This is a genomic window from Paraburkholderia sp. MPAMCS5, from assembly GCF_036016995.1.
Taxonomy (GTDB): Bacteria; Pseudomonadota; Gammaproteobacteria; order Burkholderiales; family Burkholderiaceae; genus Paraburkholderia.
The window spans coordinates 11844-30603 of sequence record NZ_JAYXBK010000010.1 but is presented as its reverse complement, the minus strand read 5'-3'; the positions used below and the strand labels follow the sequence as shown (position 1 = coordinate 30603).

The 18760-nt window shown below is 63.2% G+C and carries 15 protein-coding genes and 1 pseudogene; 5 read left to right on the top strand and 11 right to left on the bottom strand.

The annotated features are described in order from the left end of the window. Positions 1-19 precede the first annotated feature (19 nt). From frc to VOM14_RS21395, 4 genes are all read right to left on the bottom strand, one after another. The gene (gene frc / locus VOM14_RS21410; RefSeq protein WP_327630747.1) at positions 20-1267 is read right to left on the bottom strand and encodes a formyl-CoA transferase; all 1248 of its coding nucleotides are present in this window, start codon (positions 1265-1267) and stop codon (positions 20-22) included. Positions 1268-1291: 24 nt separating this feature from the next. Then, complete coding sequence (locus tag VOM14_RS21405; protein ID WP_327630746.1) at positions 1292-3055, bottom strand: thiamine pyrophosphate-binding protein; 1764 nt, start codon at positions 3053-3055, stop codon at positions 1292-1294. 494 nt (positions 3056-3549) lie between these two features. Further along, complete coding sequence (locus tag VOM14_RS21400) at positions 3550-4269, bottom strand: GntR family transcriptional regulator (protein ID WP_327630745.1); 720 nt, start codon at positions 4267-4269, stop codon at positions 3550-3552. Beyond that, complete coding sequence (locus VOM14_RS21395) at positions 4247-4465, bottom strand: hypothetical protein (protein ID WP_327630744.1); 219 nt, start codon at positions 4463-4465, stop codon at positions 4247-4249. Before VOM14_RS21395 ends, VOM14_RS21400 begins: the two co-directional genes overlap by 23 nt. A gap of 365 nt (positions 4466-4830) precedes the next feature. On the opposite strand from VOM14_RS21395, the gene shiA reads away from it, so the two are divergent. Further along, positions 4831-6147: a shikimate transporter gene (gene shiA, locus VOM14_RS21390; RefSeq protein WP_327630743.1), complete on the top strand. Its 1317-nt coding sequence runs from the start codon at positions 4831-4833 to the stop codon at positions 6145-6147. 5 nt (positions 6148-6152) lie between these two features. Here the strand turns inward: shiA and VOM14_RS21385 are convergent, their stop codons facing one another. Continuing rightward, positions 6153-6335: a hypothetical protein gene (locus VOM14_RS21385; protein WP_327630742.1), complete on the bottom strand. Its 183-nt coding sequence runs from the start codon at positions 6333-6335 to the stop codon at positions 6153-6155. Between the two features lie 196 nt (positions 6336-6531). On the opposite strand from VOM14_RS21385, the gene VOM14_RS21380 reads away from it, so the two are divergent. Continuing rightward, positions 6532-7935: an L-lactate MFS transporter gene (locus VOM14_RS21380; protein ID WP_327630741.1), complete on the top strand. Its 1404-nt coding sequence runs from the start codon at positions 6532-6534 to the stop codon at positions 7933-7935. 10 nt (positions 7936-7945) lie between these two features. Then, positions 7946-8074 (top strand): MFS transporter small subunit, encoded by a 129-nt coding sequence (locus VOM14_RS21375; protein WP_327630740.1) that lies wholly within the window; start codon positions 7946-7948, stop codon positions 8072-8074. 43 nt (positions 8075-8117) lie between these two features. On the opposite strand, the gene VOM14_RS21370 is transcribed toward VOM14_RS21375, so the two are convergent. The 3 genes and pseudogenes from VOM14_RS21370 to VOM14_RS21360 all read right to left on the bottom strand — a co-directional run bounded on the left by VOM14_RS21370 (position 8118) and on the right by VOM14_RS21360 (position 13159). Further along, on the bottom strand, positions 8118-10949 hold the full coding sequence (locus VOM14_RS21370; protein ID WP_327630891.1) for a YadA-like family protein: 2832 nt from the start codon (positions 10947-10949) through the stop codon (positions 8118-8120). 385 nt (positions 10950-11334) lie between these two features. Further along, on the bottom strand, positions 11335-11760 hold the full coding sequence (locus VOM14_RS21365; RefSeq protein WP_327630739.1) for a DUF3830 family protein: 426 nt from the start codon (positions 11758-11760) through the stop codon (positions 11335-11337). A 460-nt stretch (positions 11761-12220) separates the two neighbouring features. Next, positions 12221-13159 (bottom strand): annotated as a pseudogene (locus tag VOM14_RS21360) (helix-turn-helix domain-containing protein). Positions 13160-13335: 176 nt separating this feature from the next. On the opposite strand from VOM14_RS21360, the gene VOM14_RS21355 reads away from it, so the two are divergent. Further along, the gene (locus VOM14_RS21355; protein ID WP_327630738.1) at positions 13336-14331 is read left to right on the top strand and encodes a helix-turn-helix transcriptional regulator; all 996 of its coding nucleotides are present in this window, start codon (positions 13336-13338) and stop codon (positions 14329-14331) included. Between the two features lie 67 nt (positions 14332-14398). On the opposite strand, the gene VOM14_RS21350 is transcribed toward VOM14_RS21355, so the two are convergent. Both VOM14_RS21350 and VOM14_RS21345 read right to left on the bottom strand, forming a co-directional pair. Then, positions 14399-15160 carry an ABC transporter permease gene (locus VOM14_RS21350; RefSeq protein WP_327630737.1) on the bottom strand — a complete coding sequence of 254 codons (762 nt, stop codon included), beginning with the start codon at positions 15158-15160 and terminating at the stop codon, positions 14399-14401. Then, the gene (locus tag VOM14_RS21345; RefSeq protein ID WP_327630736.1) at positions 15157-16083 is read right to left on the bottom strand and encodes an ABC transporter ATP-binding protein; all 927 of its coding nucleotides are present in this window, start codon (positions 16081-16083) and stop codon (positions 15157-15159) included. Before VOM14_RS21345 ends, VOM14_RS21350 begins: the two co-directional genes overlap by 4 nt. Before the next feature lie 398 nt (positions 16084-16481). On the opposite strand from VOM14_RS21345, the gene VOM14_RS21340 reads away from it, so the two are divergent. Next, positions 16482-16847 carry a hypothetical protein gene (locus tag VOM14_RS21340; protein ID WP_327630735.1) on the top strand — a complete coding sequence of 122 codons (366 nt, stop codon included), beginning with the start codon at positions 16482-16484 and terminating at the stop codon, positions 16845-16847. A 192-nt stretch (positions 16848-17039) separates the two neighbouring features. On the opposite strand, the gene VOM14_RS21335 is transcribed toward VOM14_RS21340, so the two are convergent. Next, positions 17040-18737 (bottom strand): tannase/feruloyl esterase family alpha/beta hydrolase, encoded by a 1698-nt coding sequence (locus VOM14_RS21335; protein WP_327630890.1) that lies wholly within the window; start codon positions 18735-18737, stop codon positions 17040-17042. Positions 18738-18760: the final 23 nt, after the last annotated feature.

Sequence of the window (18760 nt, the reverse complement as noted above, 5' to 3'; positions counted from 1 at the left end):
TGCTCTACGGTGTGTGCGCCTAGATGGCGCCGGCGGTACGCAATGCGCTGATCTGTTCGGGCGAATAACCCAGTTCAGCCATGACCTCGTCGGTATGTTCGCCAAGCAGCGGCGAGCGCTTCACCTCGGTTGGGCTATCCGACAATTTAATAGGATTCCCAACTGTCAAATACTTTCCGCGCTTCGGATGATCCACTTCGACGATCGTGCCGGTTTTGCGCAGCGAGGGCTCCTCGGCGATTTCCTTCATCGAGAGAATCGGCCCGCACGGAATGTCGTACTTGTTGAGAATCTGCATGGCCTCGAACTTGGACTTGGTCATGGTCCAGCGCTCGATCTCCGCGAAGATCTCCTTCAAACGCGGCAGTCGCGCGGCGGGCGTCGCGTAGTCGGGGTCGGTGGCCCACTCTTCCTTGCCGATCACGTTGCAGATCTTGGTCCACACCGGCGCCTGCGTGATGAAGTAGATATACGCGTTCGGGTCGGTCTCCCAGCCTTTGCATTTCAGAATCCAGCCCGGCTGGCCGCCGCCCGATGCATTGCCCGCGCGCGGCACCGCTTCGCCGAACTGGCCGTTCGGATATTGCGGATACTCTTTCATCTCGCCCGTGCGTTCGAGCCGTTGTTGATCGCGCAGCTTCACACGGCACAGATTGAGCACGCCGTCCTGCATCGCGGCGAGCACGCGCTGCCCCCGGCCGGTTTGCGTGCGCTGATAGAGCGCGGTGACGATGCCGAGCGCGAGATGCAAACCCGTGCCGCTATCGCCGATCTGCGCGCCCGTCACGACCGGCGGGCCGTCGTCAAAACCCGTGGTGGACGCGGCGCCGCCCGCGCATTGCGCGACGTTCTCATAGACCTTGCAGTCCTCGTACGGACCGGGGCCGAAGCCCTTCACCGACGCGACGATCATGCGCGGATTCAATTCCTGAATGCGCTCCCACGTGAAGCCCATGCGGTCGAGCGCGCCCGGCGCGAAGTTCTCCACCAGCACGTCGCATTGGTGGATCAGCGCCTCCAGCACCTGCTTGCCTTCCGGATTCTTCGTATCGATCGTCACCGAGCGCTTGTTGTGATTGAGCATCGTGAAGTACAGGCTGTCCACGTCCGGAATATCGCGCAGCTGTTCGCGCGTGATGTCGCCGGCTCCGGCTCGCTCCACCTTGATCACGTCCGCGCCGAACCACGCCAGCAATTGCGTGCAGGTCGGCCCCGATTGCACATGTGTGAAATCGAGAATGCGCACGCCGTCGAGTGCTTTGCCCATGTCATGTCTCCTTAGGTATCCGTATCACTTGTACATGGTCTGGTTCTTGGTTCCCGGCGCGTACTCGCGCGGATCGACCCAGATATTGACGACTGCCGAGCGGCCGGTGCGATGAATCGCTTCGCGCGCGCGCTGCAACGCGCCTGCGATCTGCGCGGGATCGCGCACTTCCTCGCCGTGGCCGCCGAGCATTTCGGCGAACTTGCTGAACGGCACGTCGCTCAGCAGATTGCCGACGTTGCCGCGCTCATCGCCGTATTTGGCAAGCTGGCCGTAGCGGATCTGATTCATCGCCGAGTTGTTGCCGATCACCGCGAGGTACGGCGCACCAAAGCGGTTGGCCGTTTCCATGTCGAAGGCGGTCATGCCGAAGGAGCCGTCGCCGTAGTAGCACAGCACTTCCTTGTGCGGATGCGCGATCTTGGCCGCGAGCGCGAAGCCGGTGCCCACGCCGAGCGAGCCGAGCGCGCCGGGGTCCATCCATTGCCCCGGACGGCGCGGCCGCACTGCTTGCGCGGAAATCGTCACGACGTCGCCGCCGTCGCCGATGTAGATGGTGTCGTCGGCCAGGAATTCGTTCAGCTCGTACGCGACGCGATACGGATGAATCGGCGTGCTGTTCGACTTGAAGAGCGGCATCAGCTTTTCAGTCGCGGTGACTTCGGCGTCCTGCAACTGTGCCATCCATTTGCGGCGCGCCTGGCGCTTGTCGTCTTTCAGACGGCCGCTCGCGGCTTGCAGCACGGCGGCGAGAATCGCGCCCGGATCGCCGACGAGACCGAGATCGATGTCGCGATTCTTGCCGACCGTCCGGTAATCCATATCGATCTGCACGAGCGTCAGTTCCTTGCTGATGCGCTTGCCGTAACCCATGCGGAAATCGAACGGCGTGCCGACGACGATCAGCACATCCGCATTGGCAAACGCCTGCGAACGCGTGCGGTCGAAGTGATGCGGATCGCCCGGCGGCAACAGGCCGCGGCTCGCGCCGTTGAAATAGCCCGGGATGTCGAGGCCGCGCAGCAGGGCGACCGCTTCTTCGTGGCCGCGCGCGGTCCACGCCTGCTGACCGTAGAGAATCGCGGGGCGCTCGGAATTCACGAGAATGTCCGCAAGCTTTTCGATGTCGCGCGGATCGCCAACCGATTTCGTCGACGCGCGATAGTGCCCCGGTTGCGGCACGACGGCGCGCGTCAGATCGACTTCACGGTCGAGCACGTCACGCGGAATTTCCAGGTAAGCCGGACCGGGCGCGCCGTTGAAGCACTCGCGCGCGGCCATCGAAATCATGTCGGCAACGCGCTCGGTGCTCGACACGCTGGCCGCGAACTTCGTGATCGGCGACATGATGTCGACGTGCGGCAGGTCTTGCAGCGAGCCCATCTTGTGCTGCGTCAGCGCGCCTTGTCCGCCGATATGAAGAACCGGGCTTTCCGAACGGAACGCCGTGGCAATGCCGGTCACGGCGTTTGTGCAGCCGGGACCGGCTGTCGTCACCACGCAGCCGAGCTTGCCAGTCTGACGCGCGTAGCCGTCTGCCGCGTGCGCCGCGACCTGCTCGTGGCGCACGTCGATAATGCGAATCCCTTCGTCCACACAGCCGTCGTAAATGTCGATGATGTGGCCGCCGCACAGCGTGAAGATCGTGTCGACCCCCTCGTTTTTCAGCGCCTTCGCGACCAGATGGCCGCCCGAGACGACGCCGGCGTTGCGCGTCTTCTGCTTGAGCGTGTCTTCGGCGGTGGTGCTGCTCGTGGCTGGATTCAGGGATGAAACAACTGCAGACATGGTCGTCTCCTATGTCGATCTGGTTCGCGCTTGAGCGCTGACTCCGGTTCCATGAAAAGTGCTGCTTGGTTGTGCAACGGTTATCGATGGACGGCTCCCCGCTTCGAGAATCGCCCTTTTCTGTACGTGTTGCCGTCCCTGCGACATACGGTATGTGATATATCAAATGCAAGCAAGGACGATTTCATTGCGCCGCTGATGCTGGTGCTTCTCCTGCAAGCCTTGCGGGGCGGGCTTAAGCGAGCCGTTCAGCGCCGCTTGAGCCTTTGTTCCGAGGGAAAACACCGAGCGTCTCCGTCGATTCCCGCGCTGTTGATATATCACATACCACATTTCACGCGGCGTCAAGCGCGGTATATCCCTACGAAGTCGGATGAAACAAAAAAAAGCCCGCGGTGCGTGAACACCGCGGGCTTTGCGCCTGCTTTTGCCTTGCTTTTTGTCTTCTTTTGTCTTGCCTGCTGCCGCCGAGAGCGGCCTGCCCTACTCAGCCATCAATCCAGAAAATCGCAATTTGCTTCGACGAACGCCGCGAGGTCGAGCGAATGTTGGCGCGTGAGCCGCTCGGCCAGCTCTGTGTCGCGCTGCTCCAGCGCCTCGATGATGCGCAGATGGTCGACGATCGACCGCGAAGCGCGATCGCTCTGCGAAATCGTCATGCGTCGTATTGCGCGCACGTGGATAAAAATATTCTTGATGGTGTCGAGAATGATCTGCGACTTCGACAACTCGACAATTGACTGGTGAAACGCGATGTTCGCATCCGAATACTCGGCGATGTGCTCCGCCGGCGTCGCGTCGCGGAAATGGTCGAACATGTGCCGCAGGCGGGCGATCTCCTCGTCGGTCGCGCGCTGCGTGGCCAGTCGCGCGGCCATGCTTTCGAGCGCGGCCCACATGTGAATCATCTCGACAATCTCGCGCTTGCTCTTGCGCACGATATAAATGCCGCGGCGCGGCACCATCCGCAGAAAGCCTTCCTGCTCAAGCAGCGTCATGGCCTCGCGCACCGGCGTTCGGCTGACGCCGAGCGTTTCGCTGAGCACGCGTTCGTCTAGACGGATTTCTTCACGTGTCTGGTAAATATCCGCGTCGGCGATAGCCTGGCGCAGCATCGCATAAGCCTGATCGCGCAAGCTCACGCTCGCGCCGATGGGCTGCAATGACAACGTTAAAGGTGTTGCCACCGCTTCAGTTTGAAGTTCCGACGACATTCATCGCCTCTTGTTGAACGCGCACACGATAAGGTGCCGCCGCTACCCCGCGCTGCTCGCCCAGACCGATGAACCGGCCATGTTGCGCTGCGAGTTGCGCGACAGGCTGTGAAACCCAGCGAGTCAGAAGAACGGTGGCGGCAGAGCCCAGGCCAATAACTGCGGCAGCGAGCAGCGAAAGAGAAACAAAGTCCATTTGTAGCTCCAAACGATTGAGTGAACGAATGACTCAATCATATGCTGCGCCGCCGCAAAAATCAATATCCTGTATGTAGTATATCAGTGACTGTTGTTTTCACACCAAGTACTTACGGTAGCACGCGCGCCGACGTCCCGCCTGCGCAGGCCGCCAAACTTCCCGCCCTCCGTGTATACGCGGAAAACGCGCGCTATGCGCGCAGTCGCGTTCGACAATCGCGCAGTGCGCGCCTGTTGCCGATTGTGCGCGAGCGGCTGCGTCTTTTAATCTTCCGCACATCCACAACCGACCAGACCCGCCAGCCGGCGCGCAAGCAACCGGCGGGTCACGCAGTAGTCCGAGAATCTCAAGGAGACACCGGTATGAGCACCATCCTCCCGACGGCCGCAGCGGCCGATAATCGCACGGCGCGCAGCCGGGCCCGCAAAGCGGCGCTGGGCAGCTTTGTCGGCGCTGTCGTCGACTGGTACGACTTTCTGCTGTACGGGATTGTCGCGGCACTGGTTTTCAATGCCGAATTCTTTCCGAAAGTGAGCCCGGCGATGGGCACGCTCGCCGCGTTCGCCACCTTCGGCGTCGGCTTCCTCTTCCGCCCGCTCGGCGGCTTCGTGTTCGGCCATTTCGGCGACCGGCTCGGCCGCAAACGCATGCTGGTTCTGACGGTGATGATGATGGGCCTCTCCACCGCCGCGATCGGTCTGCTGCCCGCGTTTTCGACCATCGGCTGGCTGGCGCCCGTGCTGCTCGTCACGCTGCGCGCGATCCAGGGCTTCGCGGTCGGCGGCGAATGGGGCGGCGCGGCCCTGATGGCCGTGGAAAGCGCGCCGGAAAAGAAAAAGGCGTTCTACAGCAGCGGCGTGCAGGTCGGCTACGGCGTAGGCCTCGTGCTTTCGACGGGGCTCGTCGCGCTGATCAGCCGTTCGATGGACAACGCGTCGTTCATGAGCTGGGGCTGGCGCTTGCCGTTCCTCTTCAGCGTCGTGCTGGTGCTGATCGCGATGTGGATTCGGACGAACATGGAAGAGTCGCAGGAGTTCGTCGAGAAAGTCGGCCAGCACGCCGAGCGCCGCGTGCGCCTGCCGATCGTGGAAGCGCTGCTGCAGCATCCGAAGGCGTTTCTGCTGATCATCGCGCTGCGCCTCGCCGAACTGTTCACAATGTATATCGTGACGGCGTTCGCACTCAATTACTCGACCGCGAATCTGCACATGCCGCGCGAATTCTTCCTCACGATCGGGCTTATTGTCGGCGCGGTGAGTTGCGTGACGATTCCGCTGTTTGCCCTGCTCGCCGACCGTTTTGGCCGCCGCCGCGTGTATATCGTCGGCGCGCTCGTCGGGATGTTCAGCGCGGTGCCGTTCTTTCTCGCCCTCGAAGCGCGCTCGACCGTGTGGATCGTGGTCTTCGCCGTGATGCTCGCGAACATCGCGCACGACATGGTGGTGAGCGTGCAGCAGCCGATGTTCACGGAGCTGTTCGGCACCGAATATCGATACAGCGGCGCGGGTGTCGGCTATCAGGTGGCGAGCGTGGTGGGCGGCGGCTTCACGCCGTTTATCGCGGTGGCGCTCGTCAGTTTTGCGGGCGGTTCGTGGCATCCGGTGGCGGGCTATCTGGCGATCGGCTGCCTGATCTCGGTTCTGGTGGCGGCAAAAATGAAGACGGGACGCGACGTCTAAGAAGCTCATCGCGCTTGAGAAAGGCCGGCGTGGCGATGCTGCCACCGCCGGCCTTTTTTCTTTGTGGACAGGCATGCCGTATGCGGCACCTTCCTGACCAGCATTCGCTGCCCATTACCCGGAATTTGGGTTTTCCCGCCGCCGCTGGCTGATTTCGGTCGCATTTCATCGGGCAATGCCTTATGCATTTGCATCTCATATTGCCAAGCTAGTTGCGCCGCCCTATCGTTCGACCAGGCAAATTCTCAGGAGAATTTGCGCACGTTCATATGAAAGTCAAGCGCATATATGAACGCCGCATCGATAGCAACTACACGCCGCAACCACTCAAGCATTCGGTCTGATGCGCCGATAACAACGACTTCGCTTCCCGGGAGACCGACCATGAGCAGCATGATCGAGCCGCAGCACACACCAGGCTCCGCACCGTTCTTTTCGAAAGAAGCCACCGTCGCGAAACCGGGGTTTTCGCGCTGGATGGTTCCGCCCGCGGCGCTCGCCGTCCATCTCTGTATCGGCCAGGCGTACGCGTTCTCCGTGTTCAATGGTCCGCTGACGAAAGTCATCGGCATCACGCAATCCGCGCCCGATGACTGGTCGCTCACGTCGCTCGGCTGGATTTTCTCGCTGGCGATCGTGTTCCTCGGTTTGTCGGCGGCCTTCGCCGGCAAGTGGCTCGAACACGTCGGCCCGCGCCGCACGATGTTCACCGCGGCCTGCTGCTTTGGCGGCGGCTTTCTGATTTCCGCCGTCGGCGTGTATCTGCATCAGATTTGGCTGCTCTATCTCGGCTATGGCGTGATTGGCGGGATCGGGCTCGGTCTGGGTTACGTGTCGCCGGTGTCGACGCTGATCCGCTGGTTCCCGGACCGGCGCGGCATGGCGACCGGCATGGCGATCATGGGCTTCGGCGGCGGCGCGATGATTGCCGCGCCGCTCTCCGTCGCGCTGATGAACCACTTCCGCAGCGCCACGAGCATCGGCGTGGCGGAGACCTTCATCGTGCTCGGCATCGTGTACTTCATTTCGATGTCGATCGGCGCGCTGGCCATCCGCGTACCGCCGGCCGACTGGAAGCCGGCTGGCTGGACGCCGCCGCAGACCGCCCAGCAGAAGATGATCACGCGCAATCACGTGCACATCGACCAGGCGCTGAAGACGCCGCAGTTCTATCTGATCTGGCTCGTGTTGTTCCTGAACGTGACGGCCGGCATCGGCATTCTCGGCCAGGCTTCCGTGATGATTCAGGAGAGCTTCAAGGGCACCGTGACGCCGGCGGCCGCTGCCGGTTTCGTCGGGCTCCTGTCGCTGTTCAACATGGGCGGCCGTTTCGTGTGGGCATCGGCTTCGGACTGGATTGGCCGCAAGAACACCTACTTCATCTTCTTCGCACTCGGCGCGGTGCTGTACTACTTCGTGCCGACTTTCGCGACCTCCGGTCAGATGGCGCTCTTCGTGCTCTCGTACTGCATCATCCTCACGATGTACGGCGGCGGTTTTTCGACGGTGCCGGCCTATCTCGCGGACATGTTCGGCACGGCGTTCGTCGGCGGCATTCACGGCCGTCTGCTGACCGCGTGGGCGGCGGCTGGCGTGGCCGGTCCGGTGCTGGTCAACTACATCCGCGCTTATGAAGTCGCGCACGGCGTGGCCAAGGCCGATGCCTACACGATGACCGTTCATATCATGGCCGTGCTGCTGGTGATCGGCTTCATCTGCAACTTGTTGGTCAAGCGTGTGGACGACAAGCATCACATGACCGACGCACAAGTCGCCAAAGGCGCATAAGGAGACTCACATGTCGACCGTTCAACCCGTGCATCCGACCAACAAGGTCAAACTCGTCGTCTTCTGGCTGTACGTGATGATTCCGCTGGCGTGGGGCGTGTTCAACACGCTCACGCAGGCAATGAAACTGTTCAGGTAAGCGCATCACCGCCCCGCCTTTCAGACGGCGGGGCGTCCCTTTCCTACCATTGATACGCGGCGCCCGCGCCCACCGATGTCGCCGCCGAACTGATGCCCGCGCTCAGCTTCACCTTGAAGTTCTGCGCGATGCGCGCCGACAGGCCCACCGCCACCGCCTGATAGCCCAGATAGCCCGCTGTGCCCACGCCGATGGCGAGGTTTTTCGTCGCGTCGACTTCAGGGACCATATTCATTGCCATCGCCGACGCCGCGCCCGAATACGCGCGCCGCGCGAGGTCGCCCATGCCGCCCTGGAACTGCTGCAGGTTGACGGCGTCGGTTGGCGCCTGTCCCGCGCCGAGGTTCGTGATGCGCCGCTCGTTTCCGGATGAGCCCACCGACACCGTGTTGGGCTGATCGGCCACCGACCCTTCGCCCAGCGCGACCGTGTTCGCCGCCGACGCCTTCGCTCCGCCGCCCATGGCCACCGAGCCATTGCCGACGGCTTGCGACGCGCTCGCGGAACTATTGACGGCCATGAAGCTGTTGCCGGTATTCGCATAGTTCCTGACGCTCTGGTCGAGGCTGCTGATCTGCTGGTTGGTTTGCCAGAGTTGCGCGCCGGTCACGGCATCGCTGCTGGTCGCCGATACCTCGCCGGCCTTCAGGTTGGTCAACTGCACGGCCGGCGCCTTCGCCGCCGTCCCGCCGAGTGTCAATCTGTCATGCGCCGAGCTGTCGTACTGAACCGCGTTCGCCACCGTGCCGCCGATCTGGCCGACCGTGCTTTGCAGCCCGGCAATGTCGCTGCTGTTCTGCGCGATGCGCCCGTCCAGGTTGCCGAGCGCACTGCCGACGTTGTTCACCACCTGACCGCCTACCTTGTACGAAGGCGCGCTGATCGAGCCGTCCGCATTCACGGCGGAGCCCCCGCCGAGCGCGATGGCCGTGCCCGCCGCCGCCGCAAACAGTTGCGCGCCGTTGACAGCCTCGGTGCTGCTTGCGTCCAGCGAGCCACGCGCGACGCCGTTGAGCACGCGGTTGCCCGCCGTGCCGGCCACGCTGATCGACCGGCCGTCCGTGTTCGCGCCAATCTTGACGACGCGCGACGCAGCGTCTTGCGTCACGAGCCCCATGCCGCCGTTCACCACGCTCTGTTGCAACGCGGTGAGCCCGTTGTCGAGCGAGCCGAGCGCATCGCCGACGTTGTGCTGCGTGCCGCCTTGCACGTGATAGGACGGACCGCTCACCGAGCCGTCCATATTGACTTGCGCGCCGCCGCCAAGCCCGGTCACGACCGGCTGAAACTGCGAGAAATTGACCGCGGACGTGTCCGCGAGGCCCGCCGCGACGCCCGTCAATTGGCGCGGGCCGCCCGTTCCCGCGAAATCGACGCGGGCGCCGTCCGTGTTCTGGCCCACGCTGATCACGCGCGAAAACGAATCCTGCTGCGCAAGCCCGATTGCGCCGTTCGTGATCTGGTTCGCCACGTTGGAGACGCTGCCTTCGAGCGTCGAGGTGCGCGTGTCGAGGTTGGCGATTTTCGTGGTGTTCGCGCTCACGCGCTGGTCCATGCTCGCGACGTTGCTCGTGTTGCTGCTGACGCGCTGGTCGAGATTCGCGAGGGTGTCGGCATTCTGCTCCACCGCCTGGTTGGTCGCGAACAGCTGCGCGCCGTTGACGGCGTCCACGCTGCCGCTAGTGAGACTGCCCGCGTGCACGTTGGTCAGGCGAACCGGCGCGCCGTCGTTGCCGAAAATCACGGTGTCATGCGCGGAAGTGTCGTACCTGATCGAATCGGCGGTGGCCAACGCGAGGGCTGACCCGCTCGCCGCCGCGCTCGCCGCGGTGCTGGTCGCCACGCTCGACGTGACGGCTGCGGCGAGGGCCGAACCTACATCGGCATAGGTTTTTCCGCCGATGCTGTAAGCCGGCGCCTTGACCGTGCCGTCCGGATTCGTCGCCGAACCGCCGCCCAGCGCCGCCGCCACGCTCGCCGCGTGATCGGAAAGCTGCGCGCCGGTCACCGCGTCGGTACTGGTCGCGCCGATCACGCCGCGCGCGAGCCCGGTAATCGTTCGGTTTCCGTTCAGGCCGGACACGTTGACACGAATACCCGGCGACAACGGCGCGAGCTGAATGTCTCGCGTCCCGAGGTCTTGCCTGACGAGGCCGATGCTGCCCGAGCCGAGCTGCGTCTGAAGCGTCGTGATGCCCGTATCGAGCGAAGTCAGCGCCCCGCCCACGGTGGTTTGCGTACCGCCCTGCACGGTGTACCTCGGGCCGACGGTCGAACCGCTCGCGCTGACCGAAGCGCCGCCGCCGAGCGTGGACACGACCTGTTTGAGCTGCCCGAGATTGACCGCCGACTGGGCCGTCGTGCCGGCCGCGACGCCGAGCAGTTCGCGCGGCCCGCCTGTTCCGGTGAAGTCGACGGACGCGCCGTCGGCGGCGGCGCCGATGCTCAGCCTGCCCGTGTCCGGGTCTTGCCGGACCATGCCTGCCTGGCCTTTTTCGAGGTTGCCGGCGAGATTCGACAGATCCGCCGCATTCTGCGAGACCGCCTCATTGGTCGCGTTGAGTTGCGCGCCTGTTACCGCGTCCGAGCTGTAGGCGGTCAGCGCGCCGTCCGCGACATTCGTCAGCCTGACAGGCGTGCCGGGATTGCCGAGCGTCGCCACGTCGTGCGCGCTGCTGTCGTAGCGCAGCGCGTCGGCCTCCTGCGCGCCGGCTGGTTGCGCGAACGCCAGCGCGCCGATCAGGCCCGCGCCCGCGGCCGTGAGCGCGCGGCATATTGAAGCGCATGGTGCGCCGCAGCTTTTTGCCATTTCCGACACCGCAACATACGTGCGCCTCGCTTTGTTCCACACTGCCTTATAGGTCTTGTTCAAGATTCCTCCCTCTCATTGCCGAATGTTCGAATTTCAACGCCAAGATTTTCTTACGTCATCCTAATTATTTGCGCCGAAGCAAAGATCAGGACACGCCGCGCTTCACCTGGCAAACCAGGCTCAAGCGCCCAGTGTGCAGATGCGCCCACGCTTCGCGAATACGACTAATCCTAAAAGCGAATTTTTAGCGCGAATTAGCTAAACGGCCTATTGCTTTTCAGACGGAATGGGCCAAACGTCTTAATCAGCGCGACAGAGGATTGAGTAGTTTTAAGCCGAATGCTTAAACTGGCCGAGAACCGGCGCGAGAAATTGCGAGCCAGTCGACGCTGGCTCGTCAGCACTTACTTAAGGTTCGCGAGACGCCGCCCATGACGGGCGGCCGCGCTCAGATCTGTTCGAACAGCACGTCTTGCGCGCCTTCCCACAGCACCTTGACGCCGAGTTCGCGCAGCTTTTCCTTGCCTTCGACGATAGTCAGAAAGTGGTTGCCCGCGAGCTGCCCCATCTTGCTCGCGAAGCAGCACGAGCCGTAGGCGATCAGGATTTCGGTTTCGCTATAGCCGCCCGGATAAAAGAGAATGTCGCCGACCGACGGATGGCTCGTGTGATTCTCGAAGCCGACCGCCGCGCCGCCGTTCTCCAGCTTGAAGTCGCCGAGCGGCACCCAGCAGCCTTCGCCGCTCCATCGCACATGGATGATTTTCTGGCGGTACGGCAGCAGTTTCAGGAAGGCGGCCACGGTTTGCGGCGCGTCGGGATTCGTTTCGGCGATAAAGACGTGGCCGCAGGAGGTGATTCGAAGTCGGGTCATCGCTGGATATCCGGTATGTCGGTTGAATGAGGCGATCGGTCAGACGCGGCTCGGGCCAAGCCGTGGGCTGGTCATTCTGTCGTTCTGTGCAAGCCTTCGACAGATACACTTGGCGCGCCCGCGGTCAGGCCAGTTGGACCGCGCGTCGCAGCGGGCCGTCGCAGCGCACGCGAGCCCGCGCAGCACGGCCATGCCAGGTCCGGCGACTCTCGCGCCACGAAAGTTCGTAGTTTGCAAGCCGCGCAATGCACAGCACACTTCGAGAGGTGCGTGATTCCATCAGACGGCTCGCCGGATCGCCTTTTCTTGCGGCGGCAATCCGGCCGGTCATCAAACCAAAGCGCGATCGAGAGGCGCAGCGCCGCCAGGCTGTCCAGGAGTCCGGCTAGCAACGGCGAGCGCAGCGGGCGCCGTCCATCGCCGGTTGTTGCCGAACCTCGTCTGCGGCAGGGTCCGCACGTCAGCCGCGCAGCCGGTAGGCCAGCGGCGTCATGCTCATGCCGTAATCGCGCTTGAACTGCACGGAGAAATGACTGGCGTTCTCGAAACCAACCGCAATGACAATGTGCAGCACGCGCCGATCGGTGGACAAGCGCAGTCGCGCCGCTTCTGCGAGCCGCAAGCGCGTCATATACTGATGCGGCGTTTCACCGGTTTCGCGGCAGAACCGCGGGCGCAAAGCGGACAAAGCGGAATCCGCTTAGACCGGCCTGCGCGGCGAGTTCGCTGATCGCCAGATCCGCACCGAGGTTGGCGCGAATGTAGTCGGTCACACGCCGGATGCGCCGCCGCACCAGCCGTTCGGGCTGCGTCGGCCATCCCGTTGCCGCGCGCCGGCCGTACGAATAATGCTGAAGAAGATGCGCGGCGAGCACGTGAACCAGCGCGTCGACATAAAGACGCGAATCGGCCGGGTCGGTGGCGGCGCGATGCAATGCAGCAAGCATCGCGGCAACCCGTGGATCGTGGAACTGCATCGCATCGCCGAGCGGCAGTTCGCGGCGCGGCCCGTCAAGCTCCATCTGATCAGCCATGCTGTCGATCAGGCTGCGCTCAATATGCACATGGACGGTCGACAGCGGCTCATCGCTGATCGAACGCCAGCGCCAGGAAACCGGCGCGGGCGGCACGTACCAGACGTCGCCCACTCGCAGTTCGGCGCTTTCCCAGCGCCCGTTCAGATTGCGTCCAGGCGTTCGGCGCCGCTCGCGAGCGTCATCAGCGTGAGGTCCCGCGGGCCGGGCGCCTCCAGCAGTTCCTGCTCCTCCGGTTCGAGATAGGAGCGCAATACCAGGTGCTGCCACGGGCGATCCGCGCTCGACACCAGTTTCTGGCCCGCCAAGTAGCGGTCGTAGGCAAGCGTCGTTGTCAGCTTTGGAATTCGTGTCAACACGTCCATTCCCCAGGAGGTGCCGTATGCAAATGAGAAAAACCTGTGACACACACGTTATCGGTTCGCTGTCAGCGCAAGATCCCAAAAATGATAGCAAGGAACCGGCTACCGCAATTTCTGGAAATAGCTAATCATTCAGGGTGTCGTCCTTCACGCATTTCGAACGCCGGAGCTACCGTTTCATGGAACATGAATGCGATACGCTGCCGCATTGGCTGACCGGTTCGCCGCAAGGCGAAACCGGCCGGGTGTCGGCAGCATACAACCCAGCGGTCACCGCACAACCGGCCTACCCGGCCGGCACGCGGCAGGCCGCGAAGTCAGCCCACGCGGCTGAAGCATCGATGGCATCGAGCCGCGCGGCAGCAGGCGCGGCGTCCGCGGGTTTCCTCACGCTTTTCACCGAGGAAGAAATCGGCACGCCCACGCCCGCCGCGCGGCGCGCGCCGGTCATCAGTCCGCTGGTGCGGTTCGGCAGTGCGCAGGACCGCATCGAATTCGTGCGGCAACGCATCAGGCAGTTGGGTTTCGACTCGTTCAGCTATACGGCCACGCGCACGTCCGCGCATCGCAAGACGATGTTCGTGCTCACGAGCTACGAGTCGCAGAGCTGGCTCACGCGATATTTCCGCGAGCGTTATTTCGAGCTTGATCCGCGTGTCGCGCTGGCGTCGCCGACCGGCATGCCGTTCCTCTGGAACACAGCCGGCATGCGCGCCGACCTGCCACGCGCGCAGATGCGCAGCGAGCGGCTCAGCGGTCTCATCGACATGCTGGAGGCAACCGGTCGCAAGAGCGGCATTCTCACGCAAATGCCGTTGCCCGAGCCGGAGCTGAGCGCGAGCTTGTGCTTCAACTCGGAGATCGGCAACCCGCACTGGATGACCGAATCGATCGTGGCCGAAACGCTGATGTTCGCGCACACGATTCACGAGTTCATCTGGACGCACGCGAAAAGCGTGATCGGCATGAGGCCCGCGCAGCAGCGCGTGACGTTGAGCGAGTTGCAGCATGCGGTGCTGAAGGCGGTGGTTCAGGGTCAGCGCGACAAGGAAATCGCGTATTTCCTCGGTCTGTCGCCGCATAACGTCGACTACCATCTGCGCCGCTTGCGGCAGTTGTTCAACGTGCGCAACCGCGTGCAGTTGATCAACGTCGCCAAGGCTTACGTGCCGTAGCCGGAAGAGAAGCAGACGACATGGCGGCGCGCGCCGTCATGTCGTCCTTTTGAATAACGCAACGCGCTCAGCTCTTCAGCCGGTAGCCGGTCTTGAAGATCCACGCGACGATCGCGAGAAACACGGCCAGAAAGAGCGCCGTCATACCCAGGCTCACCTCCACGTTCACATCCGCGAGTCCGTAGAAACTCCAGCGGAATCCGCTGACCAGATACACGATCGGATTGAACAGCGTCACGATCTTCCAGAACGGCGGCAGCATGTTGACCGCATAGAAGCTTCCGCCGAGAAACGTGAGCGGCGTGATGATCAGCAACGGCACGAGTTGCAGCTTCTCGAAACTATCCGCCCAGATGCCGATAATGAACCCGAGCAGACTGAACGTGACCGCCGTCAGCACGAGGAACAGGATCATCCAGAACGGATGCTGCACTTGCAGCGGCACGAAGAGGCCCGCCGTCGCGAGAATGATGAGGCCGAGCAGAATCGACTTGGTGGCCGCCGCGCCCACATAACTCACGACGATCTCCAGATACGACACCGGCGCGGACAACAGCTCGTAAATCGTGCCCGTGAAGCGCGGAAAGTAGATGCCGAACGACGCGTTCGAAATGCTTTGCGACAGCAGCGACAACATGATCAGACCCGGCACGATGAACGCGCCGTAGCTGATGCCGTCCACTTCCTTGATCCGCGAGCCGATCGCCGCGCCGAACACGACAAAGTAAAGTGACGTGGAAATCACCGGCGCGATGATGCTTTGCATCAGCGTGCGCCAGGTGCGCGCCATCTCGAACTTGTAGATCGCGCGAATCGCGTAGATGTTCATGGGTTACCTCGAAGCAGACTCACGAAGATGTCTTCAAGCGAACTCTGTGTGGTGTGCAGGTCCTTGAAGCGGATGCTGGCGTCGTCGAGCGCCTTGAGCAGCGCGATGATGTCGGTGCGGCCGCCGTCGCCTTCGTACGTGTAGATGAGTTCGTTGCCGCCCTTCGCGACGTCGAGCCCATAGCCCGCGAGCGAGGACGGCAATGACGTGAGCGGACTTTCCAGTTGCAGCGTCAACTGCTTCTTGCCGAGCTTGCGCATCAGTTCGGTCTTCTCTTCCACCAGCATGATTTCTCCGCCGTTGATCACGCCGATGCGGTCCGCCATTTCCTCCGCTTCGTCGATGTAGTGCGTGGTGAGAATAATCGTCACGCCGCTTGCCGCGAGCGAGCGCACGAGCCGCCACATGTCGCGGCGCAATTCGACGTCCACGCCCGCCGTGGGTTCGTCGAGGAACAGCACGCGCGGCTCGTGCGACAGCGCCTTGGCGATCAGCACGCGGCGCTTCATGCCGCCCGACAGCGTGATGATCTTGCTATTGCGCTTCTCCCACAGCGACAGGTCGCGCAACACTTTTTCGACGTAAGCCGGATTCTTCGGCTTGCCGAACAGGCCGCGGCTGAACGACACGGTCGCCCAGACGGTCTCGAACGAGTCGGTGGTGAGTTCCTGCGGCACGAGACCGATCAGCGAGCGCGCGCCGCGATAGTCGGTCGCGATGTCGCGGCCGTCCACCGTCACGCTGCCTGCGCTCGCGTTGACAATGCCGCAGATGATGCTGATCAGCGTGGTCTTACCCGCGCCGTTCGGTCCCAGAAGGGCGAAGATTTCCCCACGGTCGATCGCCAGATTGATGTTTTTTAGCGCATGAAAACCCCCGGCATAGGTTTTCGACAGATTCGTGACTGAGACGATTGGCTGCATGGATTCGACGATGGCAGACACCGTTATGAAAGTGAAGGAAAGGCCGCGCAATCGCGACCGCATCCGCAATGTAATGGAAACTGCGAAAGCGTGCAGCGTGGCGCGATCGAACCATGCAAAGTCGCTGCGCCCGTTCGCCGACGCGCCAGGCCACGGCCCGTTTCGCTGCGCCGCAAAATAGTTCGTGATCCGTATTGATTCGATACATTAAATGAGGCTCCGGTTGCTTGATCCAAGGCGCCGGCCAACGCCTCGGGAACGCCTCATGCTCGGCTTTCGCCGTGCTGCTGCGCCTTGTGCGCGAAGCGCCCACAAGCGAGGCACAGTGCTTGCGGCAGTCTTGTCATGTGAGTGCGAAGCGCTCGCGTGACATCAATCGAACTCTATGGAGGTGAACCATGAAACGCTATACCAGGACGATTTTTGCTTCAGCGCTCGTCATGGCACTCTCGGGCGGCGTCTATGCGCAAGCGGGCGGCGGCGCGGCAGCCGGTGCGGGCGGCTCGGCCGGCAGTAACGGCGTGGGCGCGGGCGGCGGCACCACGGGCGGCGCAGGCGGAACGGCATCGCCCGGCGTGGGCTCGCCCACGATGAAGCATCCGGGCGATTCCGGCTATGGCTCGCCGGGCGTGACCGGCACGGGCGGCGGCATGGGCACGGGAACCGGTGCATCGCCGAACAGCGCGACGCCGACCCACAAGAAGAGCGGCAGCATGAACAACGGCACGAATGGCACGAACGGCACGATGCAGAACAGCCAGTAATCACCGTTGATGGTGATGGCCGGCCGGAACATTGACCGGTCAAGGCAGTTTCACAAGGACGGCGGCGCCGCTTCGCGGCATCGCCGTCTTATTGTGTTTTGGCCGCACTACCCGGCGGTCGCCACCGTTGTGGCTTTTGCAACGATTGCACGGTAAAGGCGTGGCGCTTTATCCGGCTGATCGCCGAGCGATTCACAGCGCAACCCCAGCGCCATCACTGCGCCACAATTCCGGCTCGGCGCACGCGAAGCTGCTCGCGAGATTCACGTTTCCCTTGCCCGTATAACGCGGAAACAGCGGATAGCGGCACAACGGACGCGAGCGCCCATTGGTGGCCGCGGCGATGTCGGTGGCAATCAGCGTTTCCGGCGACGCCCCGCGCGTCACCCATCTGTCGAGCGCACCGAGCAGATCCACCGACGGAATGAATGCGCCGCTGCCGTGCTGAAAACCCGGCACCATGTACAAGCGCATGAAACGATCGACCTCGTCGACGCCGAAGCGATCGATCAGCGCCTGACGGTACGCAATGGTCTGATTGGGGCTGATGACTTCATCGGCGAGACCTTGCAGCGTGATGAGCTTGCCGCCGCGCGCCATGTAACGCGCGAGGTCCGTATTCATCGCGCCGATGGTGTGCGAAAGCGCGATCAGTTGCGCGCGATATTTGCCGGGATGCTGCGGATCGAACCTGAGCGAATCGAAGCCGGCGTCGCGCGTCACGAAATAGCGCACGTAGCCGTTGCCTTGCGAGAACAGATAACCGTTGGTGAAAAACGTCGGCACGGCGAGACGTTCGGCCTGATGCCCGAGCCCCAGCGCGCCCGTCAGATGCGTGCCCTGAAAGACGTTGTATCCGCGATAACCCGTGACGTCCCACGCGAGCTTGTACGGCAGCGCCAGACCGTCGCGCAGCACGGCCAGCGTCGCGAGTTGCGGCTCGCTGAGGCAGGCGTCGTGCGAGGGCGCGTGACCCGCGCAGCGCAACGACTCGATGATTTCGGCTTCGTGCTCGCGGCATGCGGCGACATCGCTGACAATGCCGTCGGCCACGCCGTCCAGCCGGTCACACACGGCGAGCGTCCGTTGATAAACCTGTTCGAGCAGCGCCGGCGGAATGAAGCCGCCGGGCGTCGCGTATTCCGCCTGACCGATCTTCACGCCCATCAAACGCACGCCCGAAAAATTGAGCGCGGGCGAGTTGGCGATCACGCCGTCGTAGTCGTCGGGATAGCGCTGCATGACGGTGTAGCCCTCGCGGCCACCCGTCGAGCCGCCCGCAAAATACATGCGTTGCGGCGGCCGGCCATACGCGCGCGCGATCAGCGCGAGCGCGGCGTCGTGCGTTTTCTTCAGATGCGCGTAGCCAAAATTCGTCACGGCATCGTCGACGAGACCGAACACCGCGAGCGACGAATCGCCCACGTGCCCCGAGTCGTCGCCGAAAGTCGCATAGCCTTGCGCGAGCGGCGCGCGATCCGGCGAGAACGGCATCACGCCGAGGCCGGTCACCACGACGCCGTTATAGCCGCCGCCGCCCACTTGCAGCGCGCGGCCGTTCCAGTGGCGCGGCAGATTCAGGTCGAAACGGATATCGGGCGTGCTTGCATTGACGGCCTTGATGCGGCCTGTGATCCGGCAGTATTCGCCGCCTTGCTGATTGCCCGGCGCGGTCGCGCCGATCATCGACGCGCCTTCGATCAGCGCGCCGGCGCTCGGCAATGCAATGAGATCGGGCGGCAGGACCGCGCCGGCGAATTCCGCGCAACGCATGGCCAGCGGCGGCTCTTTTTGCGTGGCGAGCGCCGTGTGGGCGCCGAGCCCGGCTAACGCACCCAGCGATCCACCGACGAGCGCGCGCGCCACCGTGGCCGCAAGCCATGCCTGCATGACAGGCACCGCGCGCAGCCCGC